Here is a 16,514-nt window from a genome sequence, read left to right on the forward strand (position 1 = left end):
GTTGTGAACGACCTCAACGCCCTGCCGGACGACTTCGTCTGGGGCGCGGCCACCTCCGCGTACCAGATCGAGGGTGCCGTGGACGAGGACGGCCGCGCGCCCTCCATCTGGGACACCTTCTCCCACACCCCCGGGAAGATCGACAACGGCGACCACGGCGACACCGCCTGCGACCACTACCACCGCTACGCCGAGGACATCGGCCTCATGAAGCGGATCGGCCTCGGCGCCTACCGCTTCTCCGTCGCCTGGCCGCGCGTCGTGCCGCAGGCCGACGGCCGGGTCAACGCCGAAGGCCTCGCCTTCTACGACCGCCTGGTCGACGGCCTGCTGGACGCCGGCATCACCCCGCACGGCACCCTGTACCACTGGGACCTCCCGCAGGCCCAGCAGGACCGCGGCGGCTGGCCCGAGCGCGCCACCGCCGAGCGCTTCGGCGAGTACGCGGCCGTCGTCGCCGACCGCCTCGGCGACCGCGTCAAGCACTGGGCCACCCTCAACGAGCCGCTCTGCTCCTCCTGGATCGGCCACCTCGAGGGCAAGATGGCCCCCGGCTGGACGGACCTCACCGCCGCCGTCCGCACCTCGTACCACCTGCACCTCGGCCACGGCTACGCCGTGCAGGCGCTGCGCGCGGCCCACGCGGACGTCCAGGTCGGCATCGTCAACAACCTCAGCCCGATCATCCCGGCCTCCGACAGCGAGGCCGACCGCCTCGCCGCCGTCCGCGCCGACGGCCACATCAACCGCTGGTGGCTCGACCCCGTCCTCGGCCGCGGCTACCCGGAGGACATGGTCAAGCTCTACGGCGTCGAACTCCCCGTCCGCGACGGCGACATGGAGCTCATCTCGGCCCCGCTCGACTGGATCGGCCTCAACTACTACTTCCGCCAGTTCGTCGAGGACGACCCGGCCGGCCCGGCCCCGCACTTCCGCCAGGCCCCCGGCCGCAACGCCGAACACACCGCCATGGGCTGGGAGGTGGACGCCGAGGGCATCCACCAGCTGCTGATGCGCCTCACCGAGGAGTACGGCGTCCGGAAGATCTACATCACCGAGAACGGCTCCGCCTACCGCGACACCGTGACCGCGGACGGCCGGATCGAGGACCCGGAGCGCACCGCCTACCTGGAGGGCCACCTGGACGCCTGCGCCCGCGCCGTCGCCGAGGGCGCCCCGCTGGCCGGCTACTTCGCCTGGTCGCTGCTCGACAACTTCGAGTGGGCGTACGGCTACGACAAGCGGTTCGGCCTGGTGCACGTCGACTACGACACCCAGCAGCGCACCGTGAAGGCCAGCGGCGAGCGGTACGCGGAGATCATCCGCACCCACCGCGCCCGCTGACGCACAGACCGAGGGGTCCGGCGGCGGCCGCCGGACCCCTCGTCGTCAGCTCCCCGCGGGGTGCCCCCGTGCGCCCGGGGCAGGTGCGGGCAGGGCCTCGCGCAGGCGGTCGAGCAGGGCCCAGGCCGCAGGCTCCCGCAGGGCCGCCTCCGCGGCGGACCGGGCAGCCGCTTCACCCACCCGGGAGCTCCGCGCCGTCTGCCGTTCCGTGCCGGCGGCAACTAGGATCGCGGGCATGGCCCTGATCATGAGCGACGTCGACCGGTTCGAAGCTGCCAGGCCCCGGCTGGAGGCCATTGCGTACCGGTTGCTCGGCTCGTCGAGCGAGGCCGAGGACGCCGTGCAGGAGACGTTCCTGCGCTGGCAGGCGGCCGACGTCGAGCGGATCGAGGTGCCCGAGGCCTGGCTGACCAAGGTCCTCACCAACTTCTGCCTCAACATGCTCACTTCGGCACGCGCCCGGCGTGAGACGTACGTGGGGACGTGGCTCCCCGAGCCGCTGCTCGCCGGGGACCCGATGCTCGGCCCGGCCGACACCGCCGAGCAGCGCGACTCGGTGTCGTACGCCGTCCTCGTCCTGCTGGAGCGCCTGTCGCCCAACGAGCGGGCGGTGTACGTGCTGCGCGAGGCCTTCGACTACCCGCACCGGGAGATCGCCGAGATCCTCGGCATCAGCGAGGCGGCCAGCCAGCAGATCTACCACCGGGCCAAGAAGCACGTCGCGGACGGCAGGGCGCGCACCGAGATCGACGAGGCCGCCGCCCGGAGGATCGTCGAGGAGTTCCTGGCCGCGGCGACCAGCGGCCGTACCGAACCCCTGGTGCGCCTGCTCACCCAGGACGCCGTCTCGGTCGGCGACGGCGGCGGGAAGGTCCCGGCCCGCGCGAAGGCGTTCGAGGGCGCGCTCGCGGTCGCCAAGTTCCTGCGCGGCCTGTTCAAGCCCAGCGAGGCCAAGCGGGCCCACGTCGGCGGCGCGGCCGAGATCTACGCCGCGGACGCCAACGGCGGGCCCGCCATCGTGGCGGTCGTGGACGGCCGGGTCGTCGGGATCACCTGTCTGGAGGTCACCGCGGACGGCATCGCCGCGGTCCGCAGCCAGGTCAACCCCGACAAGCTCGTCCGCGCGACCGAGCAGTGGGCCGCCGCGGAGCACGGGAACGCCCCGCTCCACACCCTCTGATCCGATGTGACGTGCTTCACATCCCGACCCTGTCAGGAAACGCCGGGCTGCCCGGTTCAGGAGGCGAAACCGCGCGAAGACAGCGGCGGAACCCTCCAGACAGGAGCAGGCACATGCAGCACCGCATCGTCGTCCTCGGCGCCGGCTACACCGGAGCCACCGCCGCCGGCCGCATCGCCAAGCGGCTGCACCGCGAGGACGTCACCATCACCCTCGTCAACCCCGAGCCCGACTTCGTCGAGCGCGTCCGGATGCACCAGCTCGCGGCCGGCCAGGACCTCAGGCCCCGGCCGTTCGGCGAGATGTTCGCGGGCACCGGCGTGGCACTGAAGCTCGCGAAGGTCACCGCCGTGGACGTGGACCGCAAAACGGTGACGGTCACCGCCGCGGACGGCCCCGGGCGGGAGGAGCTGGAGTACGACACCCTGGTCTACGCCCTCGGCAGCGGCTGGAACGACGGGGGCGTCCCCGGCACCGCAGACCACGCCCACGAGGTCTCCAGCCGTCCCGGCGCCCTCCGCCTCCGCGACCGCCTGGCCGCCCTGGACGCCGGCCGTCCCGTGGTCGTGATCGGCGGCGGCCTGACCGGCCTGGAGGCCGCGACCGAGATCGCCGAGGCCCGCCCGGACCTTGACGTCGCCCTGGTCGCCCGCGGTGCCCTGGGCGACTGGCTCTCCGAGAAGGGCCGCGCCCACCTGCGGAAGGTGGTGGACGGGCTCGGCATCACCGTCCACGAGGACGCCGCGGTCACCGCCGTGGAGGCGGACCGCGTGACCACGGCCGACGGCCGGATCATCCCCGCCGAGGTCGCCGTCTGGACCACCGGCTTCGCCGTCCACCCGATCGCCGGGGCCACCACCCTGGAGGTCACCGACCGCGGCCAGATCGTGGTCGACAGGACGATGCGCTCGGTCTCCCACCCGGACGTGTACGCCGTGGGCGACGCCGCGATGGCGATCGGCCCCAATGGCAAGCCCCTGCGCATGTCCTGCGCCTCGGGCGTTCCGATGGCCTGGCAGGCCGCCGACGCCGTCGCGGCCCGGCTCGCCGGCACCAAGGTCCCCCGCGTCCCCATCCGCTACTTCCAGCAGTGCATCTCGCTCGGCCGCAAGGAGGGCCTGATCCAGTTCGTCACCGCCGACGACCGGGCGGTCGACAGGGCCCTGACCGGCCGCGTGGCCGCCCTCTACAAGGAACTGATCTGCAAGGGTGCGGCCTGGGGCGTCGCCAACCCGACCACGGGCGTGCCGGCCCGCCGCCGGCGCGTCGTCCGGGAGGAGCTCCCCGGCCGTGCACGGGCGGAGGCTGCGGCCTGACGCGGCCGGTGCCGGGCCGCCCTCACGGGTCACCACCCAGGGGCCCCCGGCGCCCCTGGGTGGTCGACCGTTCATGTCCGCGGCAGGCGGCGGCGCCAGTTGCGTTCGTAGAGGACGTCGCCGCCCTCCAGGGCGCGGATGTGGTCGTGCACGGTGATGTGCCCGGCGTCGCAGCTCGCCTCGGAGCGGATCTGCAGGGTGACGTCCCAGCCGATGTCCGTCCGCTCCAGCCGCAGGGTGCGGTCGGTGCGCGCCCGGGCGCTCAGCGGGTCGTCCGAGCGGATGCGGTACGCCTCCAGGACGTGCTCCTCCTCGGCGAGGCCGTCGGGGTGCACCACCGCGCCGGCCGGGCGGGCCAGCTGCAGGCGCCATTCGCCGGTGCCCACGTCGTGGACGGTCTGCCGCTCCGGGTGGGCGGTGAGCGGTTCGGGGCGGAGTTCGGCCGGCGCCGGCGCCTGTTCGGGCGGGTCGAAGGCGACCGGCCCGCTGCCCGCGTCCGCCGCCAGGTGCCGCACCGGCAGGGTGAGCACCGACGCGCCCGGGTCCAGTTCGAAGCCGCCGGTCTCGGCCACCGGCCACAGCCACGGCCAGTACGCGGAGGAGAGCGCGAGCCGGATGCGGTGCCCGGCCGGGAAGGCGTGCGCGACCGCGGCCAGCCCGAATTCGACCTCCACCGGCCCGATGCCGCCCGCCAGGGCCGCTGCACCACGGCTGACCAGCGTGGACGAGCCGTCCGGGGCGACGTCGCACAGCCGTGCCGCGACCTGCCCGTGCCGCGCGTCCAGGCGCACCCGCAGCCGTACCGAGGCGGCGCCGAGCAGTTCCTCGGGCTCGGGCAGCGGCACCGAGTCGAAGCAGACCGAGCGGCCGTCCTCCTCGCGCTGGTCCGGCGGCAGATCGGCCGGCCCGCCGAGCGGCTGCACGGCCCCGGCGTCGATGCCGGTGTGCTGCGGGGAGCGGACGGGGACGAGGCGCTCGCCGGAGGGCGTCCCGGCGGTGCGCAGCGCGTCGTCGAGGCCGTAGTGCACCTCGCGGACGTCGGGTGAGGGCCAGCTCTCGTCGCCGACCCAGCGGCCTGGCCGGTTGACGTAGGAGGTGGCGGGCGGCACGGACTCGTTCATCCAGCTGCGCAGGGCCGGCTCCTTGAGGACGCCGGTCTCGGCGCCCCTGAGCCAGTGGTCCCACCACCGGAGGGTCTCCTGGAGGAAGCCGATCGCGGGGCCGGGCGGCAGGCCCTGGTCGGGGTACTGGTGCGGCCAGGGGCCGATGACGCCGCGGGCGTTCTCGCCGAGCTGTTCGACGAGGCGGAGCACGGTGCCGGCCTGCGGGTCGGCCCAGCCGCCGAAGGCCAGGACGGCGGCGCGGACGGCGGCGAGGGCGAGCCGGCCGCCTTCGTCGGGGTCGTCCGGGCCGACGGCGGCCAGCCGTTCCAGCCAGAGGTGTTTCCAGTCGTCGCCGGTGTACCGGGGGTCGGGCGGGCGGCAGGCGGCGGCGAGCCGGGCGGCGGAGTCGGCGTGCACGGCGGCGGCGAGCGGGGCCCCTGCCCGGTCCCGTACGGGTGCGGTGCGGTCGTCGGCGCAGACCGCGACGACCGCGGCGAGCGCCTCGGGGGCGCGGGCGGCGAGGGCGAGGGCGGCGGTGCCGCCGCGGCCGATGCCGAAGGCGCCGGCCCGGCCGTTGGACCAGGGGCGGGCGGTGAGCCAGTCGAGCAGGGCGAGCCCGTCGGCGGTGCCGGCCGGGGAGGCCGGGTCGGTGGGGAGGCCCTCGGAGCTGCCGTGGCCGCGGGCGTCGACCCGCAGCGAGGCGTAGCCGTGCCCGGCGTACCAGGGGTGGCGCTGGGCGTCGCGGACGGCCGTGGTGTCGCCGATGCCGCCGGGGTGGTGCTCGAGCAGGGCGGCCACCGGGTGGTCGGTGACCGGGAGCCAGAGCCGGGCCGCGAGGCGGGTGCCGTCCGGCATGGCGATCCGGACGTCCTCGCGGGTGGTGCGGTAGGGGTACGGGGCCGGCGGCTGCATGGGCCCTCCGTGGGTTGTGCGGCGGCCCGGGGCGGGCCCGACCTCCCCAGGATGGGTGCGGTCGGGCCCCATTTCCACCGGGCCGGGTGCAGGGACGTGCCGCGGGCCCCTGCGGCGCGCGGCGCCGCAGGGGGGTGGTTCAGGAGGCCTTGCTGAGCCAGGCGGTGGCGTTCAGGGCCAGCGCGGCGTTGGTGCCGGCGGTGTCGTTCCAGCCGTCGTACAGGGTGTTGCCGGACTGGCCGGTGCCGTCGTCGGCGGGGGAGCTGTCGCCCCAGGCGGCGACCCGGCCGCTGCCGAAGGTGCTGGTGACGAAGAAGGCGCCGGTGTTGCCGCTGTAGCCGGTGCGGTAGACGAGGCCCTTGACCGAGGAGTTGGCGGAGGGGGTGAGAGTGAAGGTGGTGCCGGAGCGCAGGATGGAGCCGGTGACGTTGCCGAAGGCGCCGTGCAGCACCGGGTCGGCGGCGTCGTTGACGGCGCGCGGGTTGTCGGTGCTGATGGTCTTCACGTCGACCGAGAAGCCGAACGGCGAGGTGTTGTCGACGCCGTTGCTGGTGAAGAGGTCGTTGATGATCTCGGGGGAGTCCCAGCCGTCGTTGTTGCGGTCGCTGTTGCTGTGGTCGGAGATGAGGAAGAGCCCACCGCCGTTCTGGACGAAGCGCATGATGGCGGTCTTCTCGGCGCTGGAGAAGCGGATGTTGGGCTCGGGGATCACGAAGGTGTCGAAGTTCGCGAGGTCGAGCGCGGCGCCGGTGCCGTAGCTGATGGTGGAGCCGGCGGGCAGCGTCTTGAGGCTGTAGCCGCCGGCCTTCTGCAGGGCGACGCCCCAGGCGGAGAGGGCGCCCGTCCAGCTCTTCTCGGTGCTGGGACTGGCGTTCTGGGCCAGCGGGTCGGGCTGGCTGGTGGAGATGATCCAGTCGGCGTTGCCGGCGGTCTCCGCCTTGCTGTTGTCGAAGAGCACCCGGTGGGGGGTGGCGGCGGCGGCCGGGGCGGCGGGCGCCGCGAGGCCGGTGAGGGTGGCCGCCAGGACGGCGGAGGCGGCCAGTGCCGCCTTCGTGCGGATGGTGCGAGTGCCGATCATCTGCCGTTCCTCCGTGGGGAGTTGGGGGATTGGGGGCAGTTCTGTCCGCATGACCTGCGCGCGGGACTGCGCGCGGGACTGCGCGCGGACAGCTGGGGTATCCGCGCGTAGATCCGCGTATGGAGTCGAGTATCCGCGCGTAGAAGAGGACGCAGGAAGACGCGGGAGGTTAAGGGATCGGGTACGTCGTGTGACATGTCCTGCGCGGAATGCGCCCCCGGTGCATCCGTGCAGGTCGCCGTGCGCCATGCCAGCAATTGCATATGACTTGCAATTGATTCTCCGGGGCGACAGGATGGCTCGGCTCATCCGTCCGCTGCCGGGAGGACTCCCATGTCGACACCAAGCCGTCTCCGCGACCGGCTCACCCGCGAGGAGTGGCTCCGGCTCGCCGGGATGGGCGGCTTCGTGCTGGCCCTCCACGTCGTCGGCTGGTTCACCCTGCTCGCCGTGATCGCCCCCCGCCACTACGACGTCGGCGGCCAGGTCTTCGGCGCGGGCATGGGCCTCACCGCCTACACCCTCGGCATGCGGCACGCCTTCGACGCCGACCACATCGCCGCGATCGACAACACCACCCGCAAGCTGATGGGCCAGGGCAAGCGCCCGCTCTCCGTCGGCTTCTGGTTCTCGCTCGGCCACTCCTCGATCGTCTTCGGCCTCTGCGCGCTGCTCGCCTTCGGCATCCGCTCGCTGGCCGGCCAGGTCGAGTCCGACGAGTCCGCGCTGCACACCGCCACCGGCCTGATCGGCGTCACCGTCTCCGGCACCTTCCTGGTGCTGATCGGCCTGATCAACCTCGGCGCCTTCAACGGCATCCTCAAGGTCTTCCGCAGCATGAAGGCCGGCGAGTTCGACGAGGAGGAGCTGGAGCGCCAGCTCGACAAGCGCGGCTTCCTCAACCGCATCCTCGGCCGGGTCACCCGGGCCGTCACCAAGCCCTGGCACATGTACCCGGTCGGCCTGCTCTTCGGCCTCGGCTTCGACACCGCCACCGAGGTCTCGCTGCTCGTCCTGGCCGGCGGCGCCGCCGCCTTCTCGCTGCCCTGGTACGCGCTGCTGGTGCTGCCGGTCCTCTTCGCGGCCGGCATGAGCCTGCTCGACACCATCGACGGCTCGTTCATGAACTTTGCCTACGAGTGGGCGTTCTCCAAGCCCGTCCGCAAGATCTACTACAACCTCACCGTCACCGGCCTGTCGGTGCTGGTCGCCCTGGTGATCGGCGTCATCGAGCTGGTCGGCCTGCTCGCCGAGAAGCTCGGCATCACTTCCGGCCCGATCGGCTGGATCGCCGAACTCGACCTCAACATGGTCGGCTACGCCATCGTCGGCCTGTTCGTGGTCACCTGGGCCGGCGCCGTCGCCTACTGGAAGCTCGGCAAGGTCGAGCAGAAGTGGTCGGCAGCCGTTCGCGAGCCGGCTGCCGTCGAAGCGGACTGAGGCAGTCGGGGCAAACCCGTCAGGGGCGCGTGGGGGCGCCTCCTCGCTCATGGCTGGGAGGTGCCCCACGCGCCCCTTCGGGATGTCCGTGAATATTCGGTTGCGCTGCCGCGGGGAGCGGCTAGGGTGCTGACGTCCCGCCGTTGTCGTGCGAGGACCTGACGTCGAGGAGGTGTGTCCGGATGGTTGCCGCCGTGTCGCGGCGCGCCTTCGCGTGCGCGCCATACGCCTCCCTCGATCGTCACCTTCCCACCGGCTGACAGCGCGTCGCATCCGACGCACCCGGTGGGCCGTCTCCCAGGAGCCACCGCAGTGCGCGAGCGCTTTGCCGACAGCGATTCCTTCTCCCGCATCCGTCCCAAGGGCGGGCCCCGGCGCGGCCGCCGGTCCGACCGGTTCGACGACTTCGAACCCGAGTACTTCCCCTCCGCGGCCGCGCTCCCGGAGGGCTTCGACGACCCCGCCCCGGCCGTGTCCGACGGCCCCGCCGAGGGTGACCGCTGGTCCACCTGGGACCGGTCCACCCCCACCGAGAAGGGCCCCGAGCCGCGCCCCGGCTGGGTGGTGACCGAGCTGGCGGCCGTGGACACCGAGCTCGGGATCGTGAAGACCGGCAAGGAGGCCGACGTCTTCCTGCTGGAGCGTGCCGTGCCGGGCACCGACCGCCGCACCCTGATGGCCGCCAAGCGCTACCGGGACGCCCAGCACCGGATGTTCCACCGCGACTCCGGCTACCTGGAGGGCCGTCAGCACAAGGAGTCCCGGATCACCCGGGCGATGGCCAAGCGCACCGCCTTCGGCAAGGAGGCGATCGCCGGGCAGTGGGCCGGGGCCGAGTTCGCCGCGCTGTGCCGGCTCTGGTCGGCCGGGGTGGCCGTCCCGTACCCGGTGCAGATCACGGGGACGGAGATCCTGATGGAGTTCGTCGGCGACGAGGACGGCGCGGCCGCGCCCCGGCTGGCCCAGCTCCGCGCCGAGGAGGCCGACGTCGAGGACCTGTGGGAGCAGCTCGGCCGCAGCCTGTCGCTGCTCGCGGTGGGCGGCTACGCGCACGGCGACCTCTCCGCGTACAACATCCTCGTCCACCGCGGGCGGCTGGTGATCATCGACGTGCCGCAGATCGTCGACGTGGTCGCCAATCCGCGCGGGCTCTCCTTCCTGGAGCGGGACGTGCGCAACGTCGGGGCCTGGTTCGTCTCCCGGGGCCTGCCCGAGGGCCGGGTCGAGGAGCTGGTCGGCTCGCTCGCCGCCGACGCGCGGCTGGGGTAGCCGGGCGCGGTGTCCGTGCCGGTCGGGCCCTCCCGGCCCGTCCGGCACGGACCCTGACGGAGACTCCGGCGACCGGAGGGCATGCGGCGTGTGCCAAGAGTTAACGCACGATGTCTTGTCGCGTCACCTTCTACGCGCGTATCTTACTGCACGGTATCTACGCGAGTAGTTACCAACTCTGACACACCCTCAGCACCCGGCGAGCCCACGTCCGCCGGGTGACCGTGCTGCCCGCACGCGGTGGTCCCGCGTCCGCCGGCAGATTAAGGAGCCTCTCCCGGTGACCCGAACCACCGCCGCCCCCAACCCCCGCTCCCGCCGGAGACTGCTGCGCGCGACCGTCCTGTCGTCCTCCGTGGCGGCCTCGCTGGTCCTCGTCCCGCTGCCGGGCGCCACGGCCGCGCCCTCGGCCGACGCGGTGATCGCCGAGGTCTACGGCGGTGGCGGCAACTCCGGTGCCACGCTGAAGAACGACTTCATCGAGCTCGCCAACAAGGGCGGCGCCGCCTTCGGCCTCGACGGCTGGAGCGTCCAGTACATCTCCGGCAACCCCGGTTCCGGCAGCACCTGGAGCGTCACCCCGCTGACCGGCTCCGTCGCCCCCGGCGGCCGCTACCTGATCGCCGAGGCCGCGGGCACCGGCGGCACCGTCGCCCTGCCGACCCCGGACGCCACCGGCACCCTGGCCCTCTCCGGCACCTCGGGCACCGTCGCCCTCGTCCAGGGCACCGCCCCGCTCACCTGCAAGACCGCCGCGGACTGCGCCGCCGACACCCGCATCCGCGACCTGGTCGGCTTCGGCACCGCCGTCGTCCGCGAGGGCAGCCCCGCCGCCGGCGCGAGCAACACCGCCTCCGTCGCCCGCGGCGCGGGCCTCGCCGACACCGACGACAACGCCGCCGACCTGAAGGCCGGCGCGCCCACCCCGGTCAACGGCAAGGGCGAGGCCGCCGAGGGCGACACCGGCTCCACCGGCCCCACCGAGCCCGGCACCGTCCGCATCCACGACATCCAGGGCAGCACACGGATATCCCCGAAGTCCGGCAGCACCATCGCCGGCATCCCCGGCATCGTCACCGCCGTGCGCACCACCGGCTCCAAGGGCTTCTGGATCCAGGACGCCACCCCGGACGCCGACCCGGCCACCAGCGAGGCCGTCTTCGTCTACACCGGCAGCGCCGCCCCGACCGTCAAGGTCGGCGACTCGGTCCTGGTCACCGCCAAGGTCACCGAGTACTACCCGGCCTACAGCGGCGGCGGCCAGTCGGTCACCGAGCTCACCGCTCCGAAGACCACCGTGCTCTCCTCCGGCAACCCGCTGCCCGCCGCCGTCCGCCTGGACGGCCGCAGCATCCCCGCCGCGTACGCGCCCGACGCCGCCGGCGCCACCATCGAGAACCTGCCGCTCAAGCCCGCCGAGTACGCCCTCGACCGGTTCGAGTCGCTGGAGGGCATGCGGGTCGAGATCGCCGACGCCCGCGTCGTCCAGGCCACCGACAAGTACAACGAGCTGTGGGTGGACGTCGACTGCGAGGACCCGGCCACCCGCCGCGGCGGCGTCGTCTACCTCGGCTACGACAAGCCCAACGCCGGCCGCCTGATGGTGCAGTCGCTGATCCCCGCCGCCGAGCAGGCCTTCCCGGTCGCCAACGTCGGCGACCGGCTCACCGGCACCACCGCCGGCCCGCTCGACTACAACCAGTTCGGCGGCTACACCGTCGCCGCCGACACCCTCGGCACCCTCAAGGACAACGGTCTGGGGCGCGAGGTCACCGCCCGTCCGCTGCCGAGCGAGGCCACCATCGCCACGTACAACGTGGAGAACCTCGACCCGTCCGACCCGGACGAGAAGTTCGCCGAGCTCGCCCAGGGCATCGTCACCAACCTGCGCGCGCCCGACGTCGTCGCCCTCGAGGAGATCCAGGACGACAACGGCGCCGTCAACAACGGCACCGTCACCGCCGGTGCCACCCTCGCGAAGTTCACCGCCGCCATCAAGGCCGCCGGCGGCCCCGCCTACGAGTGGCGCTCCATCGACCCGGTCGACGGCAAGGACGGCGGTGAGCCCGGCGGCAACATCCGCCAGGTCTTCCTCTTCAACCCCGCCCGGATCTCCTTCACCGACATCGCGGGCGGCGACGCCACCACCGCCGTCGACGTCACCGGTACCGGCAAGGCCACCGCGCTGACCGCCTCCCCGGGCCGCATCGACCCGGGCAACGAGGCCTGGAACGCCAGCCGCAAGCCGCTGGTCGGCCAGTTCTCCTTCAAGGGCAAGCCGATCTTCGTCATCGCCAACCACTTCAACAGCAAGGGCGGCGACCAGGGCATCGACAGCCGCTTCCAGGCCCCGACCCGCAGCTCCGAGGTGCAGCGCGGCAAGCAGGCCGCCGCGGAGCACGCCTTCGTCGCCAAGCTGCTCGCCGCCGACCCGGGCGCCCGCGTGGTCTCCCTCGGCGACTTCAACGACTACCAGTTCTCGCCCGCGCTGCAGACCCTCACCGAGGGCGGCGTGCTGCGCGACCTGGTCAACGAACTGCCCAGCTGGGAGCGGTACTCCTACGTCTACCAGGGCAACTCGCAGGTGCTGGACCACATCCTGGTCAGCCCCGGCCTGAAGCGTCAGCACGTCGACTACGACGTGGTGCACATCAACAGCGAGTTCGCCGCCCAGGCGAGCGACCACGACCCGCAGCTCGTGCGCATCAAGCCGTGACCCACGGCTGAGACCGCACCACCGGCCGGTCGAACGGCGGGGCGCGGCCCGGGGCTTTCCCCGGGCCGCGCCCCGCCGGCATTCCCGGCTGTCGGTGCCGGCCGCTAGCGTGCGCCCGTGACCAGCCGGACGACCGCCGAGGCCCACCGGGCCGTCCTCGACCACGTGCTCGCGACCGCCGCCGGCGCACCCTGGATCGACGGTCTGGTGCTGCGCGGCAGCGCCGTCCTTGCCGCCTGGTGCCCGGACACCGCCCGGCCGCCCGCCGACCTCGACTTCGTCCTGCGCGCCGTGCCCGCAGTGCCGATCGACCCGCTGGACCCGCACTCGTACCTCGACACCCTCGACGCCGTGCTCTGCGAGCCCGAGGCGGCCCACGGCGCCGGCACCGCCGAACTCTGGGACCCGCAGAGGGCCGAACCGCGCGGCCCCCGCGTCCGGCTCCCGCCCGAGGGACTGCACTGGCTGCACGACACCCAACCGGAGGACGTGCCCTACGGCGACCTGCTCGACCGGCTGCAGGACGCCCCCGAGGCCGCGCCCGGCCTGCGGCTCGACGCCGGGTCCGCCCGGCACGAGGGCCTCGGCGGCTACTACGCGCCCTACGGCGACGGTGCCACGGGCCTGCGGCTCACGATTCCGTGGGCGGCGGACGGGCTCGCACCGGGTTCCCTGCGGATCGACTTCGCCCGGGACGAACCGCTGCCCGAAGCACCGGTGTTCACCGCGATACCGCGGGCGGACGGCGGACCGCCGGCCGTGCTGCCCACCGCGAGCCGCGAACTCTCCCTCGCCTGGAAGCTGCTGTGGCTGCTCACCGAGGGCACGGCCGACGGCGGTACCGCCCGCGGCAAGGACCTCTACGACGCCGTCCTGCTCGCCGAACACCCGGCCGTCCGCCCGGCACCCGAACTCCTGCACCGAGTGCTGGGCCGCGGCCCGCACCCCGTTGCGCCTGCGGCGCTGCCCACCTGCCGCGTCGACTGGCAGGGCTTCCCGGGCACCCCCGGGGAATGGCTGGACCGCCTGATGCGTGCCATGCGCAAATAGCACCGACCCCAAGGGGCGCGGGAACCGCGCGGAAACGGAAGGTGCGGCACCGCCACTTCCGTTTCGCGCAGTTCCCGCGCCCCTATCGGCTTGCCGGTCCTGCGGGTTGTGTCCCCACGGGTTTGCCCCTCCGCCCTACTTGCCGAGCGCGGCGAGGACGGCACGGGCCATGACCTGTTCGCCGGTGGCGTTGGGGTGGAAGGGAACGGCGGGGGAGCCGGGGAGGGCACCCTCGATCCAGCGGTCGTTGGAGCAGACGTCGTGGCCGCGGGTCGGGGTGAGGGTGTCGACGTAGGTGGCGCCGTTGGCGGCGGCCGTGGCGGCGAGGGTGTCGTTCAGCCTGTGCAGGATGCCGCGCAGGTAGGCGACGTCGCCGGTGGTGATGGGCTGGCGGCCGATGCAGTTGCGCTCGTTGTCGGGCAGCACGGAGGGGTAGCCGACGAGCAGCACCTTGGCGTTCGGGGCCTTGGCGTGGATCCTCTGCAGGGCGGCGGCGATCCTCGGGCCGCCGGCGTCGATCCGGTTCACCAGGGTGTCCTCGCCCCACTTCCAGGACCAGGACCTGAAGTCCCAGTGGCCGTGGGCGTAGACGTCCTTGCAGGGGGTGCCGAAGGGGTTGACCACGGCACCCGCCATGCAGGTGGCGATGACGTCGCCGATGCCGAGGTCGGAGGTGCCGAGCTCGTTGCCGCCGATGCCGAGGGTGACCAGGTCGGTGCCGGAGGAGACGGAGTCGAGCTGGGGGTCGTTGACCCGGATGAAGGCGTCGTACTGGGCCTCCGTCAGGTCGGAGACCTTGGCCGCGCCGCAGGTGGCGTCGCGGTAACTGGCCGAGCCGAGTGCGGAGGCGACCAGGTGGCCGTAGTTCCGGCTCGAACGGAGGCAGAGGCCCGCGTACTGGGAGGGGACTCCTGCTCCGGATGCGTACGAGTCGCCGAGGGCGACGTAGTCGCCGTTGACGTCGGCGGCGCTCGCGCCGGGGGCGCCGAGCAGACCCGTGGCGGCGGTCGCCAGGACGGCGCTGACCAGGACGGACGAACGCTTCAGGGCACGGCTGAACACGGTTCCTCCTGGGGAAGAGAAACGGGGGCGAGGGTGGGGGAGCTACTGTTCGGTAAGTTACTGGCAGGTTAACGCAGTTGTCCAGATATTCGACACGCAATTCGCGCCTGAATTTCCGTCAGGCCGCGCCCGAATTACGCTCCATGGTGAAGCGTTCGGGATTTCCACTACCCGGTGGAGCGAAATTCCCGGGCGCGGGGTTACCGGCCGGTTGACCGCCGCTCCGCCAGGGCGCACCATGCTGGTCACCGAGATCGACAAGCCCGCTCCCAGCCCTGGAGGACCGCCCGGATGGCACTCGACGCCGACGTGATCGTGATCGGAGCGGGCCTGGCAGGCCTGGTCGCCACCGCCGAACTGGCCGAGGCGGGCCGCAGGGTGATCCTGCTCGACCAGGAGCCCGCCGCCTCCCTCGGCGGCCAGGCCCACTGGTCCTTCGGCGGCCTCTTCCTGGTCGACTCGCCCGAGCAGCGGCGCATGCGCATCCGCGACTCCCGGGATCTCGCCTGGCAGGACTGGCTGGGCACGGCCGGCTTCGACCGCCCCGAGGACGAGTGGCCGCGCCGCTGGGCCGAGGCGTACGTCGATTTCGCGGCCGGCGAGAAGCGCGCCTGGCTGCACGAGCGCGGAGTGCGCTTCTTCCCGGTGGTCGGCTGGGCCGAGCGCGGCGGGCTCACCGCCACCGGCCCGGGCAACTCGGTGCCCCGGTTCCACATCACCTGGGGCACCGGCCCCGGCCTGGTCGAGCCCTTCGCCCGCCGGGTGAAGGCCGCGGCCGGCAAGGGGCTGGTCGACTTCCGCTTCCGCCACCGGGTCACCGGGCTGTCGGCGACCGGCGGCAGCCTGGACACCGTCAACGGCGAGATCCTGGCACCCAGCACCGTGCAGCGCGGCGAATCCAGCTCGCGCGAGGCGACCGGCTCCTTCGAACTCCGGGCCCAGGCCGTGATCGTGGCCTCCGGCGGCATCGGCGGCAACCACGAACTGGTCCGCAAGGCCTGGCCCGCCCGGCTCGGCACCCCGCCGGAGCGGATGCTCTCCGGCGTGCCCGCCCACGTCGACGGCTTGATGCTCGGCATCGCGGGCGACGCCGGCGGCCACCTGATCAACGGCGACCGGATGTGGCACTACACCGAGGGCATCGAGAACTGGGACCCGATCTGGCCGATGCACGGCATCCGCATCCTGCCCGGCCCGTCCTCGCTCTGGCTGGACGCCCGCGGCCGCCGCCTGCCCGTCCCGCTGTTCCCCGGTTTCGACACCCTCGGCACCCTCGAGCACATCATGACCACCGGGTACGACCACACCTGGTTCGTGCTCACCCAGAAGATCATCGAGAAGGAGTTCGCCCTCTCCGGCTCCGAGCAGAACCCGGACCTCACCGGGAAGTCGGTCAAGGGCGTGCTCGGCCGCGCGCTGCCCGGTGCCACCGGGCCGGTCGAGGCGTTCAAGAAGCACGGCGCCGACTTCGTCGTCGCCGACACCCTCGACGAGCTGATCCGCGGCATGAACGCCAAGACGCCCGAGGCGCTGATCGACGCCGCCGAGCTGCGCCGCGAGGTGGAGGCCCGCGACCGCGAGATGGCCAACCCCTTCTCCAAGGACCTCCAGGTCACCGCCGTCCACGGGGCCCGCCGCTACCTCGGCGACAAGCTGATCCGCACCGCCGCCCCGCACCGCCTGCTCGACCCCAAGGCGGGCCCGCTGATCGCGGTGCGGCTCAACATCCTCACCCGCAAGTCGCTCGGCGGCCTGGAGACCGACCTCTCCTCCCGCGTGCTGCGCGCCGACGGCACCGTCCTGGACGGCCTCTACGCAGCGGGCGAGGCCGCCGGCTTCGGCGGCGGAGGCGTCCACGGCTACCGCGCCCTCGAGGGCACCTTCCTCGGCGGCTGCCTCTTCTCCGGCCGCGCCGCGGGCCGCGCCGCCGCGAAGGCGACCGCGTAGCGCGCGGACGGACAGGCGGGGGCGCGGGGGCCCCGACGGGTACCCCCGCCCCCCCGGGGTTGGGGGTGGGTGCGCGGCGGCCGTAAAATCTTTTCAA

The 16,514-nt window shown here is 73.2% G+C and carries 11 protein-coding genes; 8 read left to right on the forward strand and 3 right to left on the reverse strand.

The window, feature by feature from the left end; all coding sequences use genetic code 11:
- Positions 1-3: 3 nt before the first annotated feature.
- The 3 genes from AB0M03_RS32395 to AB0M03_RS32405 all read left to right on the forward strand — a co-directional run bounded on the left by AB0M03_RS32395 (position 4) and on the right by AB0M03_RS32405 (position 3,840).
- Positions 4-1,344 (forward strand): GH1 family beta-glucosidase, encoded by a 1,341-nt coding sequence (locus AB0M03_RS32395; protein ID WP_363498169.1) that lies wholly within the window; start codon positions 4-6, stop codon positions 1,342-1,344.
- Positions 1,345-1,579: 235 nt separating this feature from the next.
- Entirely contained in the window at positions 1,580-2,524 is a 945-nt protein-coding gene (locus tag AB0M03_RS32400) for an RNA polymerase sigma-70 factor (protein ID WP_363498172.1), read from the forward strand.
- A 113-nt stretch (positions 2,525-2,637) separates the two neighbouring features.
- On the forward strand, positions 2,638-3,840 hold the full coding sequence (locus AB0M03_RS32405) for an FAD-dependent oxidoreductase (RefSeq protein ID WP_363498175.1): 1,203 nt from the start codon (positions 2,638-2,640) through the stop codon (positions 3,838-3,840).
- A gap of 71 nt (positions 3,841-3,911) precedes the next feature.
- Here AB0M03_RS32405 and AB0M03_RS32410 read toward each other — a convergent pair whose 3' ends face one another.
- Together AB0M03_RS32410 and AB0M03_RS32415 are read right to left on the reverse strand one after the other, a co-directional pair.
- Complete coding sequence (locus AB0M03_RS32410) at positions 3,912-5,855, reverse strand: CocE/NonD family hydrolase (protein WP_363498178.1); 1,944 nt, start codon at positions 5,853-5,855, stop codon at positions 3,912-3,914.
- A gap of 139 nt (positions 5,856-5,994) precedes the next feature.
- Positions 5,995-6,933, reverse strand: a complete 939-nt coding sequence (locus tag AB0M03_RS32415) for a hydrolase (protein WP_363498181.1) — start codon at positions 6,931-6,933, stop codon at positions 5,995-5,997.
- A 333-nt stretch (positions 6,934-7,266) separates the two neighbouring features.
- Here AB0M03_RS32415 and AB0M03_RS32420 point away from each other — a divergent pair, with 333 nt between their 5' ends.
- From AB0M03_RS32420 to AB0M03_RS32435, 4 genes are all read left to right on the forward strand, one after another.
- Positions 7,267-8,373, forward strand: coding sequence for a HoxN/HupN/NixA family nickel/cobalt transporter (locus AB0M03_RS32420; RefSeq protein ID WP_363498184.1), 1,107 nt, complete (start codon positions 7,267-7,269; stop codon positions 8,371-8,373).
- A gap of 312 nt (positions 8,374-8,685) precedes the next feature.
- A complete protein-coding gene (locus tag AB0M03_RS32425) occupies positions 8,686-9,642 on the forward strand; it encodes an RIO1 family regulatory kinase/ATPase (RefSeq protein ID WP_363498187.1) in 957 nt (318 codons plus the stop codon).
- Between the two features lie 280 nt (positions 9,643-9,922).
- On the forward strand, positions 9,923-12,358 hold the full coding sequence (locus AB0M03_RS32430; protein ID WP_363498190.1) for an endonuclease/exonuclease/phosphatase family protein: 2,436 nt from the start codon (positions 9,923-9,925) through the stop codon (positions 12,356-12,358).
- Positions 12,359-12,475: 117 nt separating this feature from the next.
- Positions 12,476-13,408: a nucleotidyl transferase AbiEii/AbiGii toxin family protein gene (locus tag AB0M03_RS32435; RefSeq protein ID WP_363498193.1), complete on the forward strand. Its 933-nt coding sequence runs from the start codon at positions 12,476-12,478 to the stop codon at positions 13,406-13,408.
- Between the two features lie 135 nt (positions 13,409-13,543).
- Here the strand turns inward: AB0M03_RS32435 and AB0M03_RS32440 are convergent, their stop codons facing one another.
- Complete coding sequence (locus AB0M03_RS32440; RefSeq protein WP_363498196.1) at positions 13,544-14,470, reverse strand: SGNH/GDSL hydrolase family protein; 927 nt, start codon at positions 14,468-14,470, stop codon at positions 13,544-13,546.
- Between the two features lie 291 nt (positions 14,471-14,761).
- On the opposite strand from AB0M03_RS32440, the gene AB0M03_RS32445 reads away from it, so the two are divergent.
- Complete coding sequence (locus AB0M03_RS32445) at positions 14,762-16,417, forward strand: FAD-binding dehydrogenase (protein WP_363498199.1); 1,656 nt, start codon at positions 14,762-14,764, stop codon at positions 16,415-16,417.
- Positions 16,418-16,514: the final 97 nt, after the last annotated feature.

The organism is Kitasatospora sp. NPDC051914, assembly GCF_040680995.1.
Taxonomy (GTDB): Bacteria; Actinomycetota; Actinomycetes; order Streptomycetales; family Streptomycetaceae; genus Kitasatospora.